We start from the raw sequence: 22938 nt of genomic DNA on the forward strand, positions 1-22938 counted from the left end.
ATGAGACTGATGGGACAGGCCCGTGTATGGCAGTGACGGGGACGACGAGCCCCTGTTCCGCCCATACGCGGTAACCGGCGGTCGGTCAGAACCGCGCTATCACCTGGCCATGGAGACGCTGGTGTCGTCCATGTCGGTCCCTGATGACGAGCTGTCCCTGCTCACCCCCGAGCAGGATGCCATCATGCAGCTCTGCCGCACCTTCCGGTCGGTCGCCGAGATCTCGGCGCTGCTCCGGGTGCCGCTCGGCGTGGCGCGTGTGCTGGTGGCGGACATGTCCGACGAAGGACTCGTCCGCCTCCACCAGCCGCGTCTCGCCCAGGGACAGCCAGACCTCAACATGCTCGAAAGGGTGCTCAGTGGACTTCGCAGGCTCTAGCGCCGGCCTCACCTCGACGAAGATCGTCGTGGCCGGGGGCTTCGGCGTGGGCAAGACGACGTTCGTGGGGGCGGTGTCCGAGATCCTCCCGCTCACCACGGAAGCGGTCATGACAGACGCGTCCGCGGGCATCGACGACCTCGGCATGACTCCGAACAAGCAGACCACCACGGTGGCGATGGACTTCGGCCGGCTCTCGCTCGACCGGGACCTCATCCTGTACCTGTTCGGCACGCCCGGTCAGCACCGCTTCTGGTTCATGTGGGATGACCTGGTCCGCGGCGCGATCGGCGCCGTCGTGCTGCTGGACACGCGCCGCCTGGCCGACAGCTTCCCCGCGATCGACTACTTCGAGGAGGCCAAGCTGCCCTTCGTCGTGGGCGTCAACGGCTGGGACGGCCAGTTCCCGCACGGGGAGGAGGAGGTGCGCGAGGCGCTGGCGCTGCCCGCGCACGTCCCGATCGTGCAGACCGACGCGCGTCACCGCGAGTCGGTCAAGGCCACGCTGATCGCCCTGGTCGAGCACGTGGTCCGCATCCGGGCCGCGCACGTCTGACACCTGCCGGTACGGCGGAGCGGCCCTCTCCCGATCGGGGAGAGGGCCGCTCCTTCGTCAATCCGGATCAGCGGAAGATGCCCCGCCAGCGCTTCCAGATCTTGCGGCCGTACTTCCAGCCACGGTAGACGCCGTACCCGGTGCCGCCCACGGCGCCGAGCACCGCTCCGCCGCCCCAGGCCGCCGCGCCGTACGCGCACCTCCACGACCGGGTCCGCCAGCCGCAGTAGCCGCCGTACCCGGCGCCGGCCATGGCGCCGAAGTAGCTGCCCCGGCTGGCCGCCACGCGGCCGTAGTGGCTGACGCGGTAGCCGGCCCGGTAGCCCCGGCGGCCCCACCGCTTGCCCCAGCTCCAGGCGCGCGGGCCCCACTTCCTGGCCGCGCCCCAGGCCGCGCGCCCGCCCCTGGCGCACCAGCGGATGCACGCCTGGATGCCGATGCGCACCAGGAAGGCCCACTGGCCGTCGAGGTCGGTGCAGTTGACCGGGTCCCCGAGGCAGTACTCGTAGGCGTTGGCGCTGCCGCCGGCGACCGGGTCGATCTGCAGGAACCGGCCCAGCTCCGGCGAGTAGAGCCGGACGCCCATGAGGATCACGCCGTCCAGCGTCTCGGCCGAGCGCTGCTTGCCGCCGAGCCAGTTGTAGCGGCGGGCCTGCGAGCGCGAGACGCCGAACTCGTCGGCGTCCAGCACGGTCGCCGCGCCGGTGTCGAGCGCGAGCTCGGCGGCCACGTCCCCGTGCAGGGTGGTGAGCTGGAGGCGCACCTGCCCGGGGCCGGCGGTGACGGCGGCCAGGTCGCCGTCGACGCCGTTGACGTTCCTGGAGAGCTGCCCGTTCGGCCCGCTGATCCAGGACGGGGTGTCCCCTTCGGCGTCGTAGTGGTTGACGGACGTGCCCGCCTCGCCGGTGGCCGCGCGGAAGCGGTCGGCGGGGTCGAGCGTCCAGGTCATCTCCTTGCCGCCGAGGCTCTGCTTGGCGACCAGGTCGTTGACGTGGTACTCGAACGCGGCGCCGCCGGGCAGCGACGTCGTGCGGCCGAGCTGGTCGTACGACGGGCCGGTCAGCCGGTCGCCGGAGTCATAGCCCCAGGTGGTGACCGTGGCCGAGGACTCGTCGGCCGCGCACTCGCGCACCGACTTCCTGGTCCGGTTGGTGTTGGCGTCGAAGCCGTAGGCGCGCAGCTCGCACCGCTCGCCCAGCGTCTCCTTGGCCGAGGTCAACCGGCCGGCCTGGTCGTAGCCGTAGACGCGCTCGTAGCCGGCGTCGCTGCGCGTGTGCGTGATCCACGCCCCGTGCACCGACTCCACGACCTGCTCGCTCATGATCGGCTCGGCGACGCCGTCCTTGGTGTAGACGCGGGAGACGTCCGCACCGGTCTCGTCGTCGATCGCGGTCACGCGCAGCCCGCCGGGCAGGCCGCCGGCGGCGAACTGGCCGTCGGCGTCGTAGGCGGCGGTGAACGTGCCGGCCGCCGAGTCGGTCACCGAGACGGCCAGGCCCCGGGGCTCCGCGGCGTGGTCGTAGGCGTAGACGCGGCTGGACGGCGCCGAGTCGGAGACCTTGACGGTACGGCCGAGCAGGTCGTACTCCGTCCTGGTCACGCCGCCGTCGGCGTCGGTGTAGGAGATCGTCCGGCCCAGCTTGTCGTGCACCTCCACGACGCGCTCGGTGACGGCGCCCGCGGCGTCGAGACGCTGCTTCTCCTGCACGTCGCCGCTGTCCGGCGCGTAGTACAGGTTGCTCGTCTGCAGCGGCTTGCCGAGCCCGCCGGTGAACCACGAGGTGAGCGGCCGGTCGGCCGCGTCGTAGGCGGTGTGGGTGGTCTTGGTCACGCCGTTGGCCGTCTCGGCCACCGTGGCCGGGTTGCCGAAACGGGTGTACGTGGTGAGCTTGGCCGGCATCTCGTCGGGGTTCGCGCCCCCGCCGACGACCTTGCCGGCCGGCGCCACCCGGCAGACCAGGCCGGACCAGGCCGGCTTGCCGCCACAGGGCGCGGCGCCCGTCGCGGTGTAGTAGGCGGTCACCACGGTGGCCGCGTCGTTGCCCTTCGGCAGCGTCGACCTGGTCGCCCTTCCTTCGGCGTCGTAGGCGGTGGTGGTGACCAGGTTCAGGCCGCCGGGGTCCTTGACCGTCTTCGTGGCCAGGCCCAGCTTCCAGTCGTACTCGGTGGTCGTGGTCCTGACGCCGGTGTCGGCGCCGGCGTTGAGCGGGCGGGCGCCGACGCTCACCTTGGTGACGAGGTTCTTGGTCGGCGCGTCGGCCGGCCGGCCCTCGTCGTAGGCGTTGACGGTGTGCTTCCTGACCACGCCCTCGTCGGCGACGTGCAGGGGGCCGAACTCCTCGGTCTCCCGCTGGCCGTCCTCGCTGTAGAGCGACCTGGTGGACAGCAGTTCGGCGCGCTCTGCCGTACCGAGGCCGGAGACGCCGAGCTCGGCCAGGCGGGCGGAGGTCCCGAGCGCCAGCTCGCGGTTGTCCGCGGTCAGCTCGCGTACGGCGTTGCCGAACTTGTCGTGCTCGGTCGTGGTGACGTGGCCGCCAGGGGTCAGGGTGTTGACCTCGCGCCCGGAGGCGTCGAGGTAGGTCACCGTGGCCCGTGCCCAGCCGCTGCCCGGCAGCTGGTCGGCGGGGAAGACGGCGGTGGCGTCGGTCGGGTTGTCGCTCTGCCCCCACGCCCTGGTGTGCTGGGGCTTGAGGTCGGCGGGGCCGCCTCCGGCCCTGTCCAGCGGCACGTCGTAGACGATCGAGGTCTTGGCCTCGCCTTCCACCTGGTCGGCGGTGCCCGGCTTCAGCCCGGGACGCGAGGCGCTCAGCAGGCGGCCCTCGGCGTCGTAGGCGTAGGTCCAGGGCAGCTCGCCGGGCGGGGTGAGCGAGGTGATGCGGCCGGCGGCGTCGTAGCCGTAGACGGTCTTCAGCGGTGGCGAGACGCGGGGGTCCCACGCCGCGGACAGGCGGCCGTTGGCGTCGTAGGAGTACTGCGCCACGGCCACGGGCGTGCCCGAGTCGTGGAAGCGCACCTGGCCGACCCGGTCGCCCGAGTAGACCAGCTCCAGCACCCGGCAGCCGGCCTTGGGCGCGGGCAGCGCGCAGTCGGCGGCCGGGTCGGCCACGGCGCCGGTCGGCGCGATGATCGCCTTCAGCCGGTTGGTCTCGTAGACGTAGCGGGTGACGTTGTTCTCACCCGGCGGGCTGGTGGTCGCCGGCAGGAACGTGGTGCCGCTCTTGACGAACGTGGTCACCACGCCGTCGGCGTCCTTGAGCGTGTAGGTCCCGGTGAGCGTCAGCTCCTCGGCGCCCTCCTCGGCCTTCCAGCCGGAGGAGGTCTTGGTGAACTGGATCGGCGTGCCGTCGACCATGGTCAGCTCGATGGAGCTGGCCGAGGTCTCGCGCAGCGTGGCGTACTCCGACGCGGCCACCTCGGACACGCCGCCCGCCGACCACTCGGGGCCGAACGGCGAGACCTGCCCGGCGATCTTGGCGCCGAGTTTGGTGTCGCGCGAGGAGGCGGTGCGGGACAGCGACAGGCCGAACAGCTCGGCTTCGCTGCCGTTCAGCCGGAAGTCGCCGGTCAGCAGGTTGAGCGTGCCGGAGCCGAGCTCCTCGGTGGCCGCGCCGCTGGCCGCCCGGTCGGCGACCACGTCGGTGGCCGAGGTCGCGGAGGTCGCGCCCGAGGCGTTGCCGAAGACCGCCCGCACCTGCACGGCGCCGTCGCCGCCGAGCTGGTCCACGAGGTTCCAGGTCAGGCCGGACACGGTCGCGGTGCCGCCGTTCACACTGGCCTGGACCGGCCAGGCGGGCAGCTGCCTGCCGTCGGCGCCGAGCACGTGGGCGAGCGGGATGTCGGCCCACGCGTCGGTCTCGGCGCGCCGCCACTGGAAGGTCACGCGGTCGTACTCGCCGCGTCCGGTCGCCCCGAGTTCGGTACGGCGGGCCGTACGGTGGGCGTCCTCGGGGGCGGAGACGGTGCCGGCGCCCACGTTGAACGTCCTGGCCACCTCGGGCGAGGCGTTGCCGGCCTTGTCGATCGTGGTCACGGTCAGCGTGTGCGGGCCCGGCTGGGCGGGCGTGACGCTGAACGTCTTGGCCTCGCCGCCGCTCTCCACCTTGGCGGTGACGCCGTCGTCGAGCCGGTAGGAGATCCAGCCTGCGTCGCCGGAGGCGGGGGTCACGGTGAAGGTGGCGGGCTTGCCCGCGTCACCCTGCCAGCCGGCGTCGGGGTGGCTGCTGCTGCTCACCGAGGGTGCGGCGGGCGCCGCGGTGTCCACGGTGAAGGTGCGCGTCGTATACGTCTTCGACGACAGCGAGCCGTCGTTCGACCAGGCCCTGATCTGGTAGGTCCGGCCGTTGACGAGCTTGCCCGCGGGCAGGTTGCCGGTGGCCGAGAAGCCGCCGCTGCCGACGTAGCCGCCGGCGACGTCGTCGAGCACCAGCGTGCTGCCGTCGTAGACGTCGAACAGGCCGCGCACGTTGCCGCCGTCGGCGTCACCGACGTGTGCCCGCAACTGCGGGGTGGCGCTGTTGCTCCACACCGCCGAGCCGTGCTCGCTGAGCGGCGACGGCCACGTGGACTGCGGCGCCGTCGGGTAGCTGTTGTAGGTGACCGAGATGTAGGGCACGTGGCTGGTGGCGTTGCCGGAGTTGAACCGCTTCCAGCCGTAGGAGTCGCCCTCGTCCGTGGCGCGCAGCCCCATCCCGGACTCCGACCAGCCCTTGTCGGCCCAGTGCTGCAGGAGGCCGGTGACGTTGGCGCTCACCCAGCCGTCGGCGCAGCCGGTGCCGAACCCCTTGGTCTGGCCGGAGGTGGCGTACTTGGCCGCCAGCGCCGGGCCGGGCCACCTGCTGGCGGTCGTGGCCTGGTTGGCGGTCCAGACCTCCCAGTTGCGGGCCGAGCACGACCAGGAGTGGAAGTTCCACAGGTTCAGCGTGGCGCCGAGGATCTTCTTGCCGGCGATGCCGGGCGTCTTCCACGTGATGAACGAGCGGGCGATCTGGCCGCTGCCGTTGTTGCCCAGCTTGAGCTCGGTGGCGCCGGACTGGTCGGTGCCGTAGCCCTGCTGCACGAACGTGTCGAAGATCTGGCCGATGTTGACCGACGGGTCCACGGTGACCGGGTAGGCGGTCGCCGGGTCGGCGAGGAAGGCCGGGTCGGGGGTGACGATCAGGTCCTGGCCGCGCAGGCGCATGGTGACGGCGCCGCGGTTCAGGTGCTCGCCGGAGCCCTGGTCCACCTTGGCGTCCCACATGACCGGCGCGGGCACGGTGACCGCGACCTTGCCCTTCTTGTCGACCAGCTCGATGCCGCCGGCGCTCTGGCGGGCCTTGTAGCCGGGCGCGCTGAGCCGCAGGCGGTAGGAGACCGGGGCGGCGGGGCGCTCCTTGAGCAGGAGGAACTGCTCGGCGCCCGTCCGGGTGGCGGTCACCACGAGGTCGGCCTTGGGCAGCGCCTCGGGGTAGGTGACGGTGTCGTCCTGGACCTGCGGCGCCGGGAGCGCGCCCAGCCACTGCAGGGTCACCGGGCCGAGGGTGATCAGGTCGGTCGCGGCGGCACGGGACCGGCCGCCGATGCGCAGGTCCTTCTGGTGGGAGCGGGCGCTCACGCTGCCGTCGGTGAGCGCGGTGAGCGTGGTGTCCACCGGGACCCAGGCGCCGTTCTCGCGGTACCTGATCGGCCCGGAAAACGTTTCCACCGTGAGCGAGCCGTCAGGGTTGGCGTAGGTCGAGGTGGTCTCCGTGCGGGCCTGCTCGATCTCGACGCGGACGCGCTTGAGGCGGGCGGTCAGCTTGGCCGACGGCTCGTCCGGTGCGGTGGGGGCGGTGCTCAGGGCGGCGGCCGAGGGGTCCGCCGGAGCCGCTTCCTGGGCGGCGGGGGAGGAAGGAGGTGGGGTGGGTGTCGCGTGGGCGGGCAGGTCCTCGATGGCAGTGACTGCCATGACGACGGCTAACGCCGCGGCGACCCTGCGTGCGACCGGCTGGAACCGGCCGACGCGGGAACGGCCTAATGCCACTCTTGTCTCCGATCACGAGCCTCTCTGGCGGAGGCGATCATCGATGCCGCGTGATCGTAAACAGGACGATCCTGCCTGCGGAATAGCAAAGATCAGGCTTCCCTATAAAGTCAGGATAAATACATCAAGCGGACATATGGGATTGGGGCCTGCCCTAAGGCGGGGCAGGAGCGTGTCGTAACCCGGAGGCGGAACCAGGGCGCCGGGACCGCCGAGCCGGCCCGCGCCCGAGCCCGCCTCGGGACCAGCGGTATCCGGGAGGCCGAGCTCCACCACTACGAGGTCGCCTACCTCGCCGGCGGCCCCGCCCGGGTGGCCGACACCGCGATCGGACTGCTGGCGGGGGCCGGCGAGGTCCGCGTCAGCCGGGGCGGCCTACTCCGCCACGTGCGCACGGCCGTCTCCTCCGGCTTCCCGGCCGAGGACAAGGTGCTCGCGCTCCTGGCCGAGACTCCGAAATCCGGCCATGCGGTCCGTGACGTCAGGGCCCACGTGGCCGCCGCTCCCGCGACCGCCGAGATCAAGGTACGGCTGGCCGGCTGGGCCTGCTGGTCAACCCCTTCTCAGGGCCGGGCTTCGGCATGTGCCGGCAGTTGTTGCGCCACCTGGTCAAGCTCACGCTCGGCGGCGTGGCGGCCAACGTGGTCGTGCTGATCGTCATGGGCTCACCGCCGCTGGCGCTGGCCTCGCCGGCCGGGTTCGGCGCGTGCTACCTGATGGCCAGGCAGACGGAGTCGTTCTACGCCGAGGACCGGCCGCTCACGCTGAGCAGGGCGGGAAGGGGCCTGCTCGACCGGCTGCGGCTCACCCATCCGCATGGGGAGATCGGGGCGGACGTGGCCATGTCGATCGCCCTCTACGGGCTGAGCCACCTGGGGGATCCCGCCCTCGTGCGGGAACTGACCCGGCGCTCGCGGCCCGACGGGCACTTGTACCCGGCCAACACAGGCGGCTCGGCGGGTGGCTGCGGGGGAGGCGGCGGCGGGGGAAGCAGCCATGGGGGAAGCAGCCATGGGGGAGGCGGCGACGGGGGCAGTGGCGGGGGAAGTGGCGGGGGCGGCGGATGCGGGGGCGGCGGATGTGGCGGCGGCGGGTGAAGCCGCGCCGGGTGAAGCCGCGCCGGGTGAAGCGGCGGCGGGTGAAGCGCGACGCCTAGCCGGTGCGGTGGGTGATCAGGGCCTCGATGCCGTCGAGCACGCGTTCCAGGCCGAACTCGAAGGCGTGCTCCGGGCTGTAGGCGGAGCCGTGGGCCTCGCCGGTGGCCTGGCCCACCCGGGCGGCCACCGGGAAGCGGGCCGGGTCGGCGATGCGGGCCAGGAAGGGCGCGTGCGCCGCCCACCATTCCTCATCCGTCAGCCCGGTCCGCGACTCGGCCTGGGCGGCCTCCACGGCGCCCCTGGCCGTCCCGTGGACGAAGCCGGTGACGAGCGTGAGCACGGCGTCCATCTCGACGTCCGTCAGCCCGATGCCGTCCATGGCGCGCAGCTCGTAGTCGTACTTGGCGGTCAGGTTGGGGCCGAGCACCGGGCGGGAGGTGGCCACCTGGAGCAGCCAGGGGTGGCGGAGGTAGAGCCGCCAGTTCTCCCGGGCGATCTGGGCCAGCCGCTCCCGCCAGCCGCCGGGCGGGTCCTCGGGGCGCTCGGTCTCGCCGTAGACCGTGTCGAGCATGACGTCGAGCAGCTCCGGCTTGCCCGGCACGTACGTGTACAGCGACATGGTCCCGACGCCCAGCTTCTCGGCCACCCGGCGCATCGACAACGCCGGAAGCCCTTCGGAGTCGGCCACCTCGATCGCCGCCCACACGATCCGGGTCACGCTGAGGTCGGGTTTGCCCTTGCGGCTGACCCGCTCGCTGGTCCGCCAGAGCAGGGCGAGGCTGCGGGCGGGGTCTCCCTTGCCGGTGTACTCGATGGTCACAACTCGTACGGTACACCGTACGGGTCATCGGGGTCCCGGTGATCGGCCGGCGCATCGCCGTGACGGCGGGTCGTGTGTCCGACGTGAGAAGCGACCCCCACGACCTGCGCCCGCGGGCGTCGGCGGGTGGCGTGGGGGTGGCCTGCCGTATGAGCTGGGGAGATCCCCACCGACGGGGGAGACTACGCGGCGGTCGTGGTGCGGAGGGCGTGTTCGACGAGGGCGATGAGCGTCGCCTTGACCGCGTCGCGGACGCGCGCGTCGGTGCGCACGATCGGCACGTGCGGCGACAGCGTCAGCGCCTCCCGCACCTCGTGCTCGACGTGCGGGAACTGCCCGTTCCAGCCGTTCAGCCCGATCACGAAGGGTATTTCGGCGTTCTCGAAGTAGTCGACCGCCGGGAAGCTGTCGGCCAGGCGGCGGCTGTCCACCAGCACGACCGCGCCGATCGCCCCCTTCACCAGGTCGTCCCACATGAACCAGAACCGGTGCTGGCCCGGCGTGCCGAACAGGTAAAGGATCAGCTCCCGGTCTAACGAGAGCCGGCCGAAGTCCATGGCCACCGTGGTGGTCGACTTGCCCGGGATCAGCCCCAGGTCGTCGATGCCCTCGGAGGCATCCGTCATCACCGCTTCCGTCGTCAAAGGCATGATTTCCGATACCGAACCGACGAACGTGGTCTTCCCGACGCCGAAACCGCCGGCGACCACGATCTTGGTCGAGGTGAGGCCCGAGCTAGAGCCTGCGTAGTCCACTGAGCACCCTTTCCAGCAGGCTCCTGTCCGGCAAGCCCGCGTCCAACTGCGGCTGGTAGATCCGCACCAGCCCTTCCGCCTCCATGTCCGCGATCAGTACGCGGGCCACGCCGAGGGGGATGTTCAACAAAGCAGAGACCTCCGCCACCGACCTGACCTGGCGGCACAGTTCGCTGATGGCACGGTACTCCCGTGTGTACGCCGTGCCCAGCGTCGCGGAGGTCGCCGAGGAGACCAGCGCCTCCATCGCCAGGCCGGTGCGCGGGGCGGTCCGCCCGCCGGTGACGGCGTACATCCGCACCAGCGAACTCCGCTCCGCCTCCGGCGGGCCGTCATGCCACGATGCCACAGTCGACTCCGATCACCAGGGGCGCGCAGAGGAGAGCTCCGCTCGTACGGCAGGCGTCAGAACCTGCCCCGCGCGCTCCACCAAGATGGTCATTTGATAGGCGACAAGGCCCATGTCACAGTCGGGCGCGGCCAGCACGGCCAGGCTCGACCCGTCGCTGATCGCCATGACGAGCAGGACCCCGCGGTCCATCTCGATCAGCGTCTGGTTCACCGCGCCGCCTTCGAAGACGCGGGCCGCGCCCGCGGTGAGGCTGATCAGCCCGGCCGCGATGGCGGCGAGCTGGTCGGCGCGGTCTTGCGGGAAGCCTCGCGAGAACGCCATCGGCAGCCCGTCGGCGGAGACGACCACCGCGTGCGCGACGCCGGGCACTTGTTCGACGAAGCCGCTGACCAGCCAGTTCACATCCCTGGCGGCCTGGCTGAGATTTTTCATGGGTTCTCCTCAAGCTCGCTGCGTCCCTTTTGGACGCCCTGCTGGTAGCTGGAGAGCCTGCTGCGCAACCGGTCGGAGTCGATCGGCGGCGCCGGCGGCGGGGGTGCCGCCGGGGCAGCGGAGCCCGGAACCAGGTTCGCGCGTGGGGTGCGTTTCGGCAATCCCGAGGACGTGGTGCCGCTGTGCTCGGGTTCGCCGGTCGCGCGGGCCGCCTGCCACGCGGGGTCGGCGGGCGACTGCCATTCGGCCCGGTGGTCGGGGGTGGGCGCGGTCTTGGTGAACCAGCTCGACTCGCTCTCGACGGCGGCGAAGATGGGCAGATATTCGTCGCCGCCGACCTTGGGAATGGGGCTGGTCAACTCGGCCGAGGGGGTGGCCGCGGCGAACCAGGAGCGCGGCGCGGCCTCGGGCGCGTCGAGCGGCGCCTGCTGAGCTGGTACGGCGGGCGGCCCGGCCGCGGGGGAGGGCTGCTCAGCGGGCGGGTCGTAGGCCGGCGGGCTGAACGGCGGCTGGTTGAAGGGCGGCTGGTCGAGCGATGACGGGGCGTACGGCGACGGCGGCTGGTCGAGCGATGACGGGGCGTACGGCGACGGCGGCTGGTCGAGCGGCGTCGGGTTGAAGGGCGGCTGGTCGAGCGGTGAGGAGTTGTACGGCGGCTGGTTGAGCGGTGAGGAGTTGTACGGCGGCTGGTCGTACGCGGCCGGGACCGCGTCGAAGCTCGGCATGCTGCCCGCCCCGCCGTCGAAGCCGGGCAGGCCGGCGCCGTCGAAGTTCGGCGTGCTCCCCCCGGTGTCGAAGGACGACCCGTAGGACGGCGCCGCGGAGCCGAAGGCGTGCGGCACGGCGTCGAAGGAGTCGAACGACTGCCCGGCGGTCGGCTCCAGCACCTGCTCGGACACGGCCGACAACAGCCCTTCGGGGATCAGCACCATGGCCGTCAGCCCGCCGACGTCCTGACGCCGGAGCTGCACCCGGATGTTGTGCCGCAACGCCAGCCGCCCGACCACGAACAGTCCCATGCGCCGTGAGACCGACACGTCGACCACGGGCGGGTTGGCCAGGCGCCAGTTGGCCTGCGACAGCTCTTCCTGACTCATGCCGATGCCCTGGTCGGTGACCGAGACCATGAGCCCGCCGCCGTCGATCCGGCTGCTGCTGATGATCACCTGGGTGTCCCGCGAGGAGAACGAGACGGCGTTCTCCACCAGCTCGGCCAGCAGGTGCACGACGTCGCTGACCGCCTGCCCGGCGACGGCCGCGGCCGACTCCACCTGGAGGCTGACGCGGTCGTAGCTTTCGACCTCGCCCAGCGCGGCCCGGACGATGTCGAGCAGTTCGACCGGCTCGCTCCACTTGCGGGCGGCCTCCTGTCCGGCCAGGACCAGGAGGTTCTCGGAGTTGCGCCGCATGCGGGTGGCGAGGTGGTCGAGTTTGAACAGGTCCCCGAGCCGGGTGTCGTCGCGCTCGCCGCGCTCCAGGCGTTCGATGAGGGTGAGCTGCCGTTCGACGAGCGTCTGGGACCTGCGCGAGAGGTTGACGAACATGGCGTTGACGTTGGAGCGCAGCCGGGCCTCGTCGCCGGCCAGCCGTACGGCCTCGCGGTGTACCTCGTCGAAGGCCCGCGCGACCTCGCCCACCTCGTCCTTGGAGAAGATGCCGATGGGCGGTACTTCGACGGCGGCGCCGCCGTCGCGGGACTCGCGCAGCCGCTGGACGAACTCGGGCAGGCGGCGCCCGGCGATCTCCAGGGCCTCGCCGCGCAGCCTGCGCAGCGGGCGGACCAGCGAGCGGGCGACGCCGGTGGTGATGAGCAGGACGGCGATGAGCAGGGCGAGCACGGCGCCGGCGATGATGTAGGCGCGTTGCTGCTCGGCGGCGGTGAGCTGGTCGGAGCGGGTGACGATGTCGGCGGCCAGGCGGCGTTCGACGGCGCGCATGGCGTCGACCATCGTGCCGCCGGCCTCGAACCATTCGCGGGCGTCGTCGTTCTTGGCCAGGTCGAGGCCCTTGAGCGGCTGGTTGTTGGCGGCGCGGCTGAGCACGAGCTCGCGCAGGAACAACATGCGCTCGGTGCCGGCGCCGTTGACGTTCTCGTCGAAGAGGCGGCGTTCGCCGGCGGTGGCCTCGGCGGAGAAGGCCCGGCGTTCGTTGGTCTCGCGGGCCTGCTCGCCGAAGACGGCCTTGAGCTGTTCCTGTTCGAAGCGGCCGGCCTGCAGGGCAATGGTGATCAGCGCCTGCTGCCGTGAGACGGCTTCCTTGGCGCGGGCGAGGGAGACCAGCAGCTGGGACTGGCGGAACAGCTCGTCGTCGTTGGTGCCCTTGCTGAGTTCGCCGTGGACGGAGATCAGGTCGCCGATGACCGTGGTGTAGAGGTCGATGGCGGGGCCGGCCAGCAGGTCGCCCCCGGTGGTCTGTTCGCGCAGGCCGGTCAGGTCGTCGAGCCGGGCGAGGGTGGCCCCGAGCGCGTCGGCGGTGCGCCCGGTGAGCTCGCCGGACAGTTCCGTGGCGCTGTTCCTGACGGTGGCGGCGGCGCTGTCGACCTCGGTGATCTGCTTCTTGAGCGCGGCCACGCCGTTCTCCGGGCGGCCGCGGGCGATGAACCAGGCGGCGACGGCGCGTTCGCGGGCGATCTGATGGGTGAGCTCACCGAGTTGCTCGGACAGCCGGGCGAGCTGGTTGGTGCGCTCGTAGTCGGCCGCGGCGCCCGTGGAGGTGAACATCTGGATGCCGCCGAGCAGCACGGCGGCGGCGGTCGGGATCAGGATCAAAGAGATCAGCCGCGCCCGGACCCGCCAGTTGCGAAGCCGCCATCCTCCCTCGTCGGCGGCTCTTGCCTGCCTTTCAGCCAACTGTGTGCTCACCGAGCTCAACCTCTCGCCGCCCATATCGGCGTATTTTGGAAGACCGTGTGGCCCTTGGGGAAATCCAGCAAGTGGGGGTAATTGGAACACACCCCGACTACTGCGGCCAATCGAACATTACGCGCGAAGTTTCGAGTCTTGGGGCTTGCGCGGCGAGAAGCTGGGGCTCCATCTTTCGGCCTGGAATATCAACTTAAGGGGGAGCTTGTCCGGATAAGGGCGTTTGTCGCGTTCCAAGGTAGTAACGCCGGGGAAGCGCCCCGGTATCTGGACGGTCACGGCGTTGTGATTTGCGCTATTAACCCCATATGTTGGCCCCCGTCCTAGCTACCTACGGGAGGCAAAATGGGGCTTGCTCCCGAGAGCGCGGCCATCCGGGTCAACGGACTCTGGAAGATCTTCGGATCGGCCGCGAAAAAGGTGCTGAACAGTGAAGACAAGCATCTGGAAGCGCCCGCCCTCCGGGAGAAGACCGGCTGCACCGCCGCCGTGCGGGACGTGAGCTTCGAGGTGCGGCCAGGCGAGGTCTTCGTGGTGATGGGCCTTTCGGGAAGCGGCAAATCCACGCTCGTGCGCTGCCTGACCCGGCTCATCGAACCCAGCCAGGGCGAGATCTCCATCGGCGGCGAGGACATCGGCTCCGCCGGCCCCGTCCGCCTGCGGGAGATCCGCCGCCACCGCGTCAGCATGGTCTTCCAGCACTTCGGCCTCCTGCCCCACCGCCGCGTCATCGACAACGTCGCCTACGGCCTGGAGATCCAGGGCGCCGCCAAGGCCGCCAGGCACGCGCGGGCCCGCGAGATCCTCTCCCTCGTCGGCCTCGACGGCTACGCCGACGCCTACCCCGACCAGCTCTCCGGCGGCATGCAGCAGCGCGTCGGCCTGGCCCGCGCCCTCGCCGTCGACCCCGAGGTCATGCTCTTCGACGAGCCCTTCAGCGCCCTGGACCCGCTCATCCGCCGCGACATGCAGGCCGAGGTGATCAGGCTCCACCGCGAGGTCGGCAAGACCATGGTCTTCATCACCCACGACCTGTCCGAGGCGCTCAAGCTGGGCGAGCGCATCGCCATCATGCGCTCCGGCTCGATCGTGCAGCTCGGCACGCCGGAGGAGCTCGTGGGCGCCCCGGCCGACGACTACGTGGCCGACTTCGTGCGCGACGTGCCGCGCAGCCACGTGCTCACCCTGCGCTGGATCTGCAGACCGCCCGAGCCGGGCGAGGCCCTGGACGGCCCGGCCCTGCCCGCCACGACCCTGGTCAAGGACGCGATCGAGGTCGCCTCCAGCTCGGCCCGCCCGATCCGGGTCGTGGACGGCGAGGAACTGGCCGGCGTCGTGGACCGGGTGGACCTGCTCACGTTCCTGGCCGGGCACGACGCGCCTGCCGTACGGGCCGGGACATGAGCGCGACCGCGGTCAGGACCCCGCCCCGCCTGAAGGTGCCCAGGTGGGCCGTTCCCGCCGCGGCGGTGGTCGCGTTCGCCGCCGGCTATATGGTCTTCCGCGGAGTGGGAACGCTCCCGCACGACGACGAGGCCGCGCCGTTCACCGCGCTCACCGAGGCGCGCGAGTGGGTGGACGACAACAAGAACGCCAGCCCGGTCTTCCTCTACTTCGTCAACTACATCCGGCTGTTCATCGACGGCGTCTTCCAGAGCTTCGACACCGTGCTGCGCGCGCTCGGCTGGCCCGGGCTGATCGGCGTCACGGGCGCGCTCGGCTGGCTGGCGGGCGGCTGGCGGATCGGGCTGCTCGGCGTGCTGGGCTTCGCCTCCTTCGGCGTGCTCGGCGTGTGGGACCTCAGCGTCTCCACCCTCGCGCTGGTCGCCACGGCCGTGCTGCTGTCGCTGCTGATCGGGCTCCCGCTGGGCATCTGGGCGGGCCGCTCCCCGCGGGTGCGCAAGGCGATCACGCCGGTGCTGGACTACATGCAGATCATGCCGACGTTCGCCTACCTGGCGCCGATGGTGCTGTTCTTCCAGATCGGCGCCCCGGCGGGCGCCGCGGCCACGATCATCTACGCCATCCCGCCCGCGATCCGCATCACCGCGCTGGCGATCGAGCAGGTCTCGCCCACCGCCGTCGAGGCGTCGGACTCCCTCGGCGCCACCCGCTGGCAGACCCTGCTCAAGGTACGGCTGCCGCTGGCGCGCTCGACCATGACCCTCGCGGTCAACCAGACGATCATGATGGCCCTGTCGATGGTCGTCATCGCCAACCTGATCGCCGCCCCCGGACTCGGCTCCGCCATCATCAAGGGCCTGTCCAGGGAGAACGTCGGCATCATGCTCCCGGCGGGCCTGGCCATCGTGGTCATGGCCGTCGTGCTCGACCGCACCACGATGGCCGCCGCCCGGCGCCGCCTGCACGCCGGGTTCGACCGGCTCCGGCTGGCCGCCGCCGCCGTCCTGGCCGCCGCGGGCCTCGTGCTGACGTTCGTGCTGCCGCCCGCCTTCCCCGCCGGGCTGGTACTGCAGATCGGCGGCCCGGTGAACGCGGCGGTCCGCTGGGCCGAGCGCACCTGGTACCCGGTGACCGACGCCCTCAAGGAGCTCACCACCGTCCTGCTGCTGAACCCGCTCGACGGCCTGCTCACCACCGCCCCCTGGTGGCTGGTCGCCGCCGCCGTGCTCGCCCTCGCCTGGTGGTCGAGCGGCGTACGGCCGGCGCTGACGGCCCTCGGCTGCCTGCTGGCGGTCGCCCTTCTGGGCCTGTGGGAGCACAGCATGCAGACGCTGACCATGGTCGTCGTCGCGGTGGCCGTCACCCTGGCCCTCGGCCTGCTGCTGGGCATCGCCGCCGCCCGCTCCGACCGGTACTCCGCCGTCCAGCGCCCGCTGCTCGACGCCGCCCAGACGATGCCCTCCTTCGTCTACCTGCTCCCGGCGCTGGCGCTGTTCGGCGCCACCCGCTTCACCGCGATCTTCGCCTCGGTGATCTACGCGGTGCCGCCGGTGGTGCGGCTGGTGGAGGAGGGGCTGCGCGGGGTGGCACCGACCGCGGTGGAGGCGGCGCTGTCGGCCGGCTCCACGCCCGGGCAGCTCCTGCGCAAGGTCCAGCTGCCGATGGCGCGCAGGTCCATCCTTCTCGCCGCCAACCAGGGCATCGTGATGACGCTGGCCATGGTGGTGCTCGGCGCCATGGTCGGGGGTGGCGCGCTCGGCTACGACGTCGTCTCCGGATTCTCCCAGCGCACGGACTTCGGCATGGGCTTCGCCGCGGGCGTGGCCATCGTGCTGCTCGGCATCATGCTCGACCGGATCACGCAGGGCGCGGACAGGCGCCCGTCCCCCCAACAGAGGAAGCTGACATGAAGATTCGCCTGCTCGCAGGCCTTCTCGTGCTTGGCATGGCCGCCGCGGGCTGCGGGGGCGCCAAGGTGGAAGACACGACCGGCAAGGTCGCTGCGCCGAAAGGCTCGGAGAGCGCCGCCGCGCCCGCGTCCGGCGGCGGCACCGTGAAGATCGCGATCAATCCGTGGGTGGGCTACGAGGCCAGCGCCAACGTGGTGGCCTACCTGCTGAAGAACGAGCTCGGCTACACCGTGGAGATGCCCGAGATCAAGGAGCAGCTCGCCTGGGAGGGCTTCGAGACCGGCGACGTCGACGTCATCATCGAGAACTGGGGCCACCCGGACCTCAAGAAGCAGTACATCGACGAGAAGAAGGTGGCCCAGGCCGCCGGCTCGACCGGCAACAAGGGCGTCATCGGCTGGTACATCCCCAAGTGGATGGTGGACAAGTACCCGGGCATCACCGACTACAAGAACCTGAACAAGTACGCCGGCCTGTTCAAGACCTCCGAGTCGGGTGACAAGGGCCAGCTGCTGTTCGGCGACCCGTCGTACGTCTCCAACGAGGACGCCCTGATCAAGAACCTCAAGCTCAACCTCAAGGTCGTCACCGGCGGCTCCGAGGCGGCGCTGATCAAGGGCGCGCAGCAGGCGCAGGAGCAGAAGAAGCCGCTGCTGTTCTACTTCTGGGACCCGCACTGGCTCTTCAGCAAGACCGAGCTGGCCCGGGTGAACCTGCCCGCGTACACCGAGGGCTGCGACGCCGACGCCAAGAAGGTGGCCTGCGACTACGCCGAGATGGACCTCGACAAGATCGTCAGCACGAAGTTCGCGACGAGCGGCGGCAAGGCATACGAGCTGGTCAAGAACTTCACCTGGACGAACGAGGACCAGAACGCCGTCGCCGACGACATGACCAACAACGGCATGTCGGGTGAGGAGGCGGCCAAGAAGTGGATCGTGGCCAACAGCGCCAAGTGGCAGGCCTGGATTCCCAAGTGACCCCCGTCAGGCCGCGGCCCTTCCGGGGTCGCGGCCACGAGGACCTGTGATGACTGTCAAACCGATCGCGGGGCTGCTGGTCGCGGTCCTGCTGCTGTCCGCCTGCACCGCCGAGGAGCCCAAGGCCGCGCCGGGCTCGCAGGGCACCGTCAAGATCGACGTTCACGGCTGGGTCGGCTACGAGGCGACCGCGGCCGTGATGGCGTACCTGCTGGAGAACGAGCTCGGTTACAAGGTGCAGACGCGCAAGATCACCGAAGACAAGTCGTGGCCCGATTTCGCCGCCGGCAAGGTGGACGTGATCGTCGAGAATTGGGGCCATCCGGCGGAGAAGAAGGAGTGGATCGAGGAGAAGAAGGCGGCGCTTCCCGCGGGTTTGACGGGGAACAAAGGGGTGATCGGATGGTATGTCCCTGAGTGGATGGTCAGGAAATATCCAGACATCACGAACTATCGAAATCTGAACAAGTATGCCGCGCTCTTCAAGACCGCCAAGTCTGGAAATGTCGGACAGTTCCTGGCGGGTGATCCCACGTTCGTCACCAACGACGAGGCGATCATCAGCAACCTCGGCCTGAATTTCAAGGTCGTCTACTCCGGCAGTGAGGACGCGCTCATCAAGGCCGCCCAGGAGGCGACCGTCAAGAAGAAGCCGCTGCTGATGTATTTCTACGAACCCCAGTGGCTGTTCACCAAGATCAAGCTCGTCAAGATCAACCTCCCCGCGTACGCCATCGGATGTGACACCGACACCAAGGCGGTGGCCTGCGACTACCCGCCGTACCTGCTCGACAAGATCGTCGGCGCCCAGTTCGCCAAGACCGGCGGCCGGGCCTACGAGCTGGTCCGCAACTTCAACTGGACCAACGACCACCAGAACAAGGTCGCCAGCGACATGGTCAACGAGGGGATGACCGCCGAGCAGGCCGCCAAGAAGTGGGTGGACGAGAACAAGATCGTGTGGAAGGACTGGATCCCCAGGTGAGCTACGACTACGTCATCGTGGGTGGCGGATCGGCGGGGTGCGCGCTGGCCAACCGGCTGAGCGCGGACCCGTCGACCCGGGTGCTGGTGCTCGAGGCCGGGCGCCCCGACTATCCGTGGGACGTGTTCATCCACATGCCGGCGGCGCTCATGTTCCCCATCGGCAGCCGCTTCTACGACTGGAAGTACGAGTCCGAGCCCGAGCCCCACATGAACGACCGGCGCGTCTACCACGCCCGCGGCAAGGTGCTCGGCGGCTCCAGCAGCATCAACGGCATGATCTTCCAGCGTGGCAACCCGCTGGACTACGAGCGCTGGGCCGCCGACCCCGGCATGAAGTCCTGGGACTACGCCCACTGCCTGCCGTACTTCAAGAAGATGGAGACCTGCCTGGCCGCCCCCGAGGACGAGTGGCGCGGCGGCCACGGCCCCCTCACGCTCGAACGCGGCCCGGCCCGGGGGCCGCTGTTCGAGGCGTTCTTCGCCGCGGTCCAGCAGGCCGGCCACCCGCTCACCGACGACGTCAACGGCTACCGGCAGGAAGGCTTCGCCGCCTTCGACCGCAACCTCCACCGCGGCCGCCGCCTCAGCGCCGCCCGCGCCTACCTCCATCCGGTACGGCACCGCCCCAACCTGACCGTGCGCACCCGGGCCTTCGTCGAGAAGGTCGTCTTCGAGGGCACCAGGGCCGTCGGGGTGATCTGCGACGGCAGGCGCGTGGACGCCAAGGAGGTCATCCTGTGCGGCGGCGCGATCAACACCCCGCAGCTGCTCCAGGTCTCCGGCGTCGGCCCGAAGGACCTGCTGGAGCGCGTCGGCGTACCCGTCGTGCACGACCTGCCCGGCGTCGGCGCCAACCTCCAGGACCACCTGGAGGTCTACGTGCAGCACGCCTGCCTGCGACCGGTCTCCCAGCAGCCGTCGCTGGCCATGTGGCGCCGCCCGTTCATCGGCGCCAATTGGCTGTTCCTGCGCGGCGGACCCGGCGCCACCAACCACTTCGAGGCCGGCGGCTTCATCCGCTCCAACGACGACGTGGCCTACCCCAACCTGATGTTCCACTTCCTGCCGATCGCCGTCCGCTACGACGGCTCCGCGCCGGCGGGCGGGCACGGCTACCAGGTGCACATCGGGCCCATGTACTCCGACGCCCGCGGCTCGGTGCGCATCTCCTCGCCCGACGCCCGGATCAAGCCGGAGCTGCGCTTCAACTACCTCTCCACCGAGCAGGACCGCCGCGAATGGGTCGAGGCCATCCGCCACGCCCGCGCCATCCTGGCCCAGCCCGCCTGGGACGGGCTCGACGGCGGCGAGATCTCACCCGGGCCGTCGGTGGAGACCGACGAGCAGATCCTCGACTGGGTCCGCAAGGACGGCGAGACCGCCCTCCATCCCTCGTGCACCGCCCGGATGGGGACGGACGACCTGTCGGTCCTGGATCCGGAGACCATGCGCGTGCACGGGCTCGACGGGCTGCGCGTGGTGGACGCCTCGGCCATGCCGTACGTGACGAACGGCAACATCTACGCGCCGGTCATGATGCTGGCCGAGAAGTCGGCCGACCTGATCCTCGGCAACACCCCCCTGGACCCGATCCCCACCCCGTTCTACCGGCACACCCCCTGACCCGCCTCGGGAGGGGTGGTCAGGGGCTGCCCGGAGCCCCCGGGGCACCTCAGGCGTCCGTCCCGAGGGGACCGGGTTCCCCGAGGCGGGCTCGGAAGGGTGGCAGGGTGGGGGGATGGATGACAAGGATCTGACCTACCTGCGGCGATGTGTGGAGTTGGCGGCCGAGGCGCTGGAGAAGGGGGATGAACCCTTCGGGTCCGTGCTGGTGTCGGCCGCGGGGGAGGTGGTGTTCGAGGATCACAACCACGTGGCCGGCGGTGACGGGACGCGGCATCCGGAGTTCGAGATCGCCCGCTGGGCGGCGGCCAACCTGACGCCGGGGGAGCGGGCGGCGGCCACCGTGTACACCTCGGGCGAGCACTGCCCGATGTGCGCCGCCGCGCACGGCTGGGTGGGGCTGGGGCGGATCGTGTACGCCGCCTCGTCCGAGCAGCTGAGCGCGTGGTTGACCGAGCTGGGGGTGCCCGCCTCGGCCGTGGCCCCGCTGTCCATCCGGGCGGTGGTGCCGGGGGCCGTGGTGGACGGCCCCGCGCCCGAGCTCACCGAGGAGGTCAGGGAGCTGCACCGCCGCCGGTTCAGGCAGCGGTAGCCGACCACCAGTGGGCGGCGACCAGCTCGGCGACCAGCGTCTCCGTGAGGAGGGCGACGTCGGGCCGGTCGTCGTGGGCGTACCGGATCGTCCCCGCCGCCCCCGGAAGGTCCGCGCCGACCGCGAGGATCGTGGAGCCGCGCTGCCCGGCCCAGTCCATCGCCTGGGCGTCGTAGGCCGAGCCCGGGAACAGGATGGCGCGGTAGTCGAGCGTCTTGGTCAGGTACACGTCCACGTGCGACCAGTCGCCGGTCTCACAGGCGTCGGCGGGCCGCCGCGGGCCTTCGCGGAACATCAGCGCCGACTGCTCGGCCGACGACAGATGCTCGGCCGGGGCGATCGTGTAGACGCCGTGCGGCCCGTCCAGGAGCTCGATGGCGCGGGGCAGCCACTGCTCGCGGCGGTCCAGCAGGTCGGCGGTGGCCTCGGCCGCCTGCCAGACCAGCTGGGCCACGCCGCGGTGCCCGCCGCTCAGCCGCGCCTCCAGCGCCAGCAGGAGCGCGAGCGTGTGCTGGAAGGTACGGCAGGCCACGCCGCCCCGCTCCTCGCCCGCGAGCATGTCGACGACCAGGTCCGCGCCCTCGGTCACCTTGGACCCCGGCACGTTCGTCAGCGCCGCCACGAACCCGGACCTGCCCCGGTACCGCTCGACGGCGTCCAGGGTCTCGCGGCTGCCGCCGGTGGCCGAGATGGGCACCACCAGCGTCCCCGGCGCCGCCGGGTACGACGCCCGGGCCGAGGCGTACTCGGCCACCGCGTCCACCCCGGCCGCCCGCAGCCGCAGCGCCGCCACACCCGCGGCGTACCGGGAACTGCCCATGCCCAGGAACACCACCCGCCGCACGTCGTCGGGCACGGCCGCGAACGGGTCGTCGGCCAGCGACTCCGCCAGCTCGGCCAGCGCCTGCGGCTTGGCCTCCAGGTCGGCCAGGAACAGCTCGGGGTTCACGTCGGGTCCTCGTCTTTCTCGTACCAGGTGTGCAGGACGCCCATGGGGGCGTAGCGCCAGCGCGGCAGGTGGCGGGCGGCGTAGATGAGCTCGCGGCACTCCTGCTCCACCTCGAAGGGGCGGATCAGGCTCGCGTCGAGCAGGTCGCAGGCGCCGGTGTAGGCGTCGAGCATCTCGGCTCGCGCTCTGGCGGCCCAGGCGGCGGCGTCGGCGGGCGGGGTGCCACGGCGCCTGATCGCCACCTGGGCGACGTGCTCCAGGCTCGTGGTGAGCTGGGCGACGTCGCGGGCGGGCGGCTGGTACGGCGTGGCGTCGGCGACCGTGGGGTTGCCGTCGAAGTCGATGACCGCGTAACCGTCGCGCCACCGCAGGATCTGGCCCACGTGGAGGTCGCCGTGGATCCGGATGCGCGGCCCCGCGGCAGCCCCGGCCAGCGGCGCCAGCTCGTCCCGCATCCGGCCGGCCCGGGAGGCCAGCCAGGCCCCGTCGGCGCCGCCGGTCAGGTCCAGTGCCTCCTCCAGCGCGGCCCGCGCCCGCTCCAGCAGCCCGCCCGAACCTGCCGCCGGCCCGGATGAAGAGCCGCCCTGGCCAGAGGTGTGGCCGGGCGGGAGGGGCGCCTGGCTGGGGGGCGGGGTGGTCTGGGGTGGTTCGGGGGGGAGGGTGGCGAGGGCCTTGTGGAGGTTGGCCGCCAGGCGGCCGAGGGCGGCGGCGAAGGTGATGTCGCCATTCGAACACGCGTCCACACACCACTCCCACCCGTCCGTGGCATCGGGCAAATACCCCGTGACCAGCGCAAGTAGGAGCTCCGACTCGCCGTCGGAGCGTGTCAGGGCGGCGTAAGGAGGAGCGGTGTCGTTGAATCCGGCATCAACGAGGTGAGCGAAGATCGTGGGCGTCGGATGCGGCAGGGGCACGGGTGGTGTCATCCACTTCACGACCACCTTCTCGGCCACCACGACGGAGTGGTTCGTCTGGTCCACGTGGTCGCCGAACCCGCGCTCTACCGGCCCCCCGATGTGCTGATCGGCCTCGCCGTACGAGAGAGTGGGCAGCGGTTGGAAGCGGCGCACGCGGAAGGGTGCGGGCGGCTCGGAGGCCAGTGCGGGCACGAGCGCGGCGGTGAGACCGCGGTCCCGTTCGGTAAGGGGATTCTCACCCACAGAGAGCAAGCGCTCCCATATTGAATCCGAGTTCAACAGCCAGACCAAACTTCCAGGTGACAATGTCCGGAAAAGTCTTG

18 protein-coding genes are annotated in these 22938 nt (G+C 71.1%); 10 read left to right on the forward strand and 8 right to left on the reverse strand.

Annotated features, from left to right (window positions below):
* Window positions 1–22 precede the first annotated feature (22 nt).
* Together FVE25_RS27955 and FVE25_RS27960 are read left to right on the forward strand one after the other, a co-directional pair.
* The gene (locus tag FVE25_RS27955; RefSeq protein WP_157250043.1) at window positions 23–379 is read left to right on the forward strand and encodes a DUF742 domain-containing protein; all 357 of its coding nucleotides are present in this window, start codon (window positions 23–25) and stop codon (window positions 377–379) included.
* Window positions 360–935: a GTP-binding protein gene (locus FVE25_RS27960; RefSeq protein WP_157250044.1), complete on the forward strand. Its 576-nt coding sequence runs from the start codon at window positions 360–362 to the stop codon at window positions 933–935. Before FVE25_RS27955 ends, FVE25_RS27960 begins: the two co-directional genes overlap by 20 nt.
* A gap of 67 nt (window positions 936–1002) precedes the next feature.
* Here FVE25_RS27960 and FVE25_RS27965 read toward each other — a convergent pair whose 3' ends face one another.
* Window positions 1003–6861: a DNRLRE domain-containing protein gene (locus FVE25_RS27965; protein ID WP_157250045.1), complete on the reverse strand. Its 5859-nt coding sequence runs from the start codon at window positions 6859–6861 to the stop codon at window positions 1003–1005.
* 327 nt (window positions 6862–7188) lie between these two features.
* Between FVE25_RS27965 and FVE25_RS57085 the strand changes: the two genes are divergently transcribed.
* Window positions 7189–7590: a TIGR04222 domain-containing membrane protein gene (locus tag FVE25_RS57085; RefSeq protein ID WP_425489510.1), complete on the forward strand. Its 402-nt coding sequence runs from the start codon at window positions 7189–7191 to the stop codon at window positions 7588–7590.
* Window positions 7518–8033 carry a hypothetical protein gene (locus tag FVE25_RS27975; RefSeq protein WP_219825664.1) on the forward strand — a complete coding sequence of 172 codons (516 nt, stop codon included), beginning with the start codon at window positions 7518–7520 and terminating at the stop codon, window positions 8031–8033. Before FVE25_RS57085 ends, FVE25_RS27975 begins: the two co-directional genes overlap by 73 nt.
* A 55-nt stretch (window positions 8034–8088) precedes the next feature.
* On the opposite strand, the gene FVE25_RS27980 is transcribed toward FVE25_RS27975, so the two are convergent.
* The 5 genes from FVE25_RS27980 to FVE25_RS28000 form a co-directional block, all read right to left on the reverse strand.
* Window positions 8089–8853, reverse strand: coding sequence for a TetR/AcrR family transcriptional regulator C-terminal domain-containing protein (locus FVE25_RS27980; protein WP_157250047.1), 765 nt, complete (start codon window positions 8851–8853; stop codon window positions 8089–8091).
* A gap of 182 nt (window positions 8854–9035) precedes the next feature.
* Window positions 9036–9608 carry a GTP-binding protein gene (locus FVE25_RS27985; RefSeq protein ID WP_157250048.1) on the reverse strand — a complete coding sequence of 191 codons (573 nt, stop codon included), beginning with the start codon at window positions 9606–9608 and terminating at the stop codon, window positions 9036–9038.
* Window positions 9589–9903: a DUF742 domain-containing protein gene (locus FVE25_RS27990; protein ID WP_246267577.1), complete on the reverse strand. Its 315-nt coding sequence runs from the start codon at window positions 9901–9903 to the stop codon at window positions 9589–9591. The genes FVE25_RS27985 and FVE25_RS27990 overlap by 20 nt, the downstream gene beginning before the upstream one ends.
* A 66-nt stretch (window positions 9904–9969) precedes the next feature.
* Entirely contained in the window at window positions 9970–10392 is a 423-nt protein-coding gene (locus tag FVE25_RS27995) for a roadblock/LC7 domain-containing protein (RefSeq protein WP_157250050.1), read from the reverse strand.
* On the reverse strand, window positions 10389–13253 hold the full coding sequence (locus FVE25_RS28000; RefSeq protein ID WP_157250051.1) for a sensor histidine kinase: 2865 nt from the start codon (window positions 13251–13253) through the stop codon (window positions 10389–10391). The genes FVE25_RS27995 and FVE25_RS28000 overlap by 4 nt, the downstream gene beginning before the upstream one ends.
* 345 nt (window positions 13254–13598) lie before the next feature.
* On the opposite strand from FVE25_RS28000, the gene FVE25_RS28005 reads away from it, so the two are divergent.
* The 6 genes from FVE25_RS28005 (at window position 13599) to FVE25_RS28030 (ending at window position 20749) form a co-directional block, all read left to right on the forward strand.
* A complete protein-coding gene (locus FVE25_RS28005; RefSeq protein WP_157250052.1) occupies window positions 13599–14657 on the forward strand; it encodes a quaternary amine ABC transporter ATP-binding protein in 1059 nt (352 codons plus the stop codon).
* A complete protein-coding gene (locus tag FVE25_RS28010) occupies window positions 14654–16567 on the forward strand; it encodes an ABC transporter permease (protein ID WP_157250053.1) in 1914 nt (637 codons plus the stop codon). Before FVE25_RS28005 ends, FVE25_RS28010 begins: the two co-directional genes overlap by 4 nt.
* The gene (locus tag FVE25_RS28015) at window positions 16564–17547 is read left to right on the forward strand and encodes an ABC transporter substrate-binding protein (protein WP_157250054.1); all 984 of its coding nucleotides are present in this window, start codon (window positions 16564–16566) and stop codon (window positions 17545–17547) included. The genes FVE25_RS28010 and FVE25_RS28015 overlap by 4 nt, the downstream gene beginning before the upstream one ends.
* Window positions 17548–17596: 49 nt before the next feature.
* On the forward strand, window positions 17597–18532 hold the full coding sequence (locus FVE25_RS28020) for an ABC transporter substrate-binding protein (protein WP_157250055.1): 936 nt from the start codon (window positions 17597–17599) through the stop codon (window positions 18530–18532).
* On the forward strand, window positions 18529–20157 hold the full coding sequence (betA, locus tag FVE25_RS28025) for a choline dehydrogenase (RefSeq protein WP_157250056.1): 1629 nt from the start codon (window positions 18529–18531) through the stop codon (window positions 20155–20157). Before FVE25_RS28020 ends, betA begins: the two co-directional genes overlap by 4 nt.
* 115 nt (window positions 20158–20272) lie before the next feature.
* Window positions 20273–20749: a nucleoside deaminase gene (locus FVE25_RS28030; RefSeq protein WP_157250057.1), complete on the forward strand. Its 477-nt coding sequence runs from the start codon at window positions 20273–20275 to the stop codon at window positions 20747–20749.
* On the opposite strand, the gene FVE25_RS28035 is transcribed toward FVE25_RS28030, so the two are convergent.
* Both FVE25_RS28035 and FVE25_RS28040 read right to left on the reverse strand, forming a co-directional pair.
* Entirely contained in the window at window positions 20736–21698 is a 963-nt protein-coding gene (locus FVE25_RS28035) for an SIS domain-containing protein (protein ID WP_157250058.1), read from the reverse strand. The two genes, FVE25_RS28030 and FVE25_RS28035, sit on opposite strands and share 14 nt — an antisense overlap.
* On the reverse strand, window positions 21695–22858 hold the full coding sequence (locus tag FVE25_RS28040) for a phosphotransferase (RefSeq protein WP_219825665.1): 1164 nt from the start codon (window positions 22856–22858) through the stop codon (window positions 21695–21697). Before FVE25_RS28040 ends, FVE25_RS28035 begins: the two co-directional genes overlap by 4 nt.
* Window positions 22859–22938 lie beyond the last annotated feature (80 nt).

The organism is Nonomuraea typhae (assembly GCF_009760925.1).
GTDB lineage: Bacteria > Actinomycetota > Actinomycetes > Streptosporangiales > Streptosporangiaceae > Nonomuraea > Nonomuraea typhae.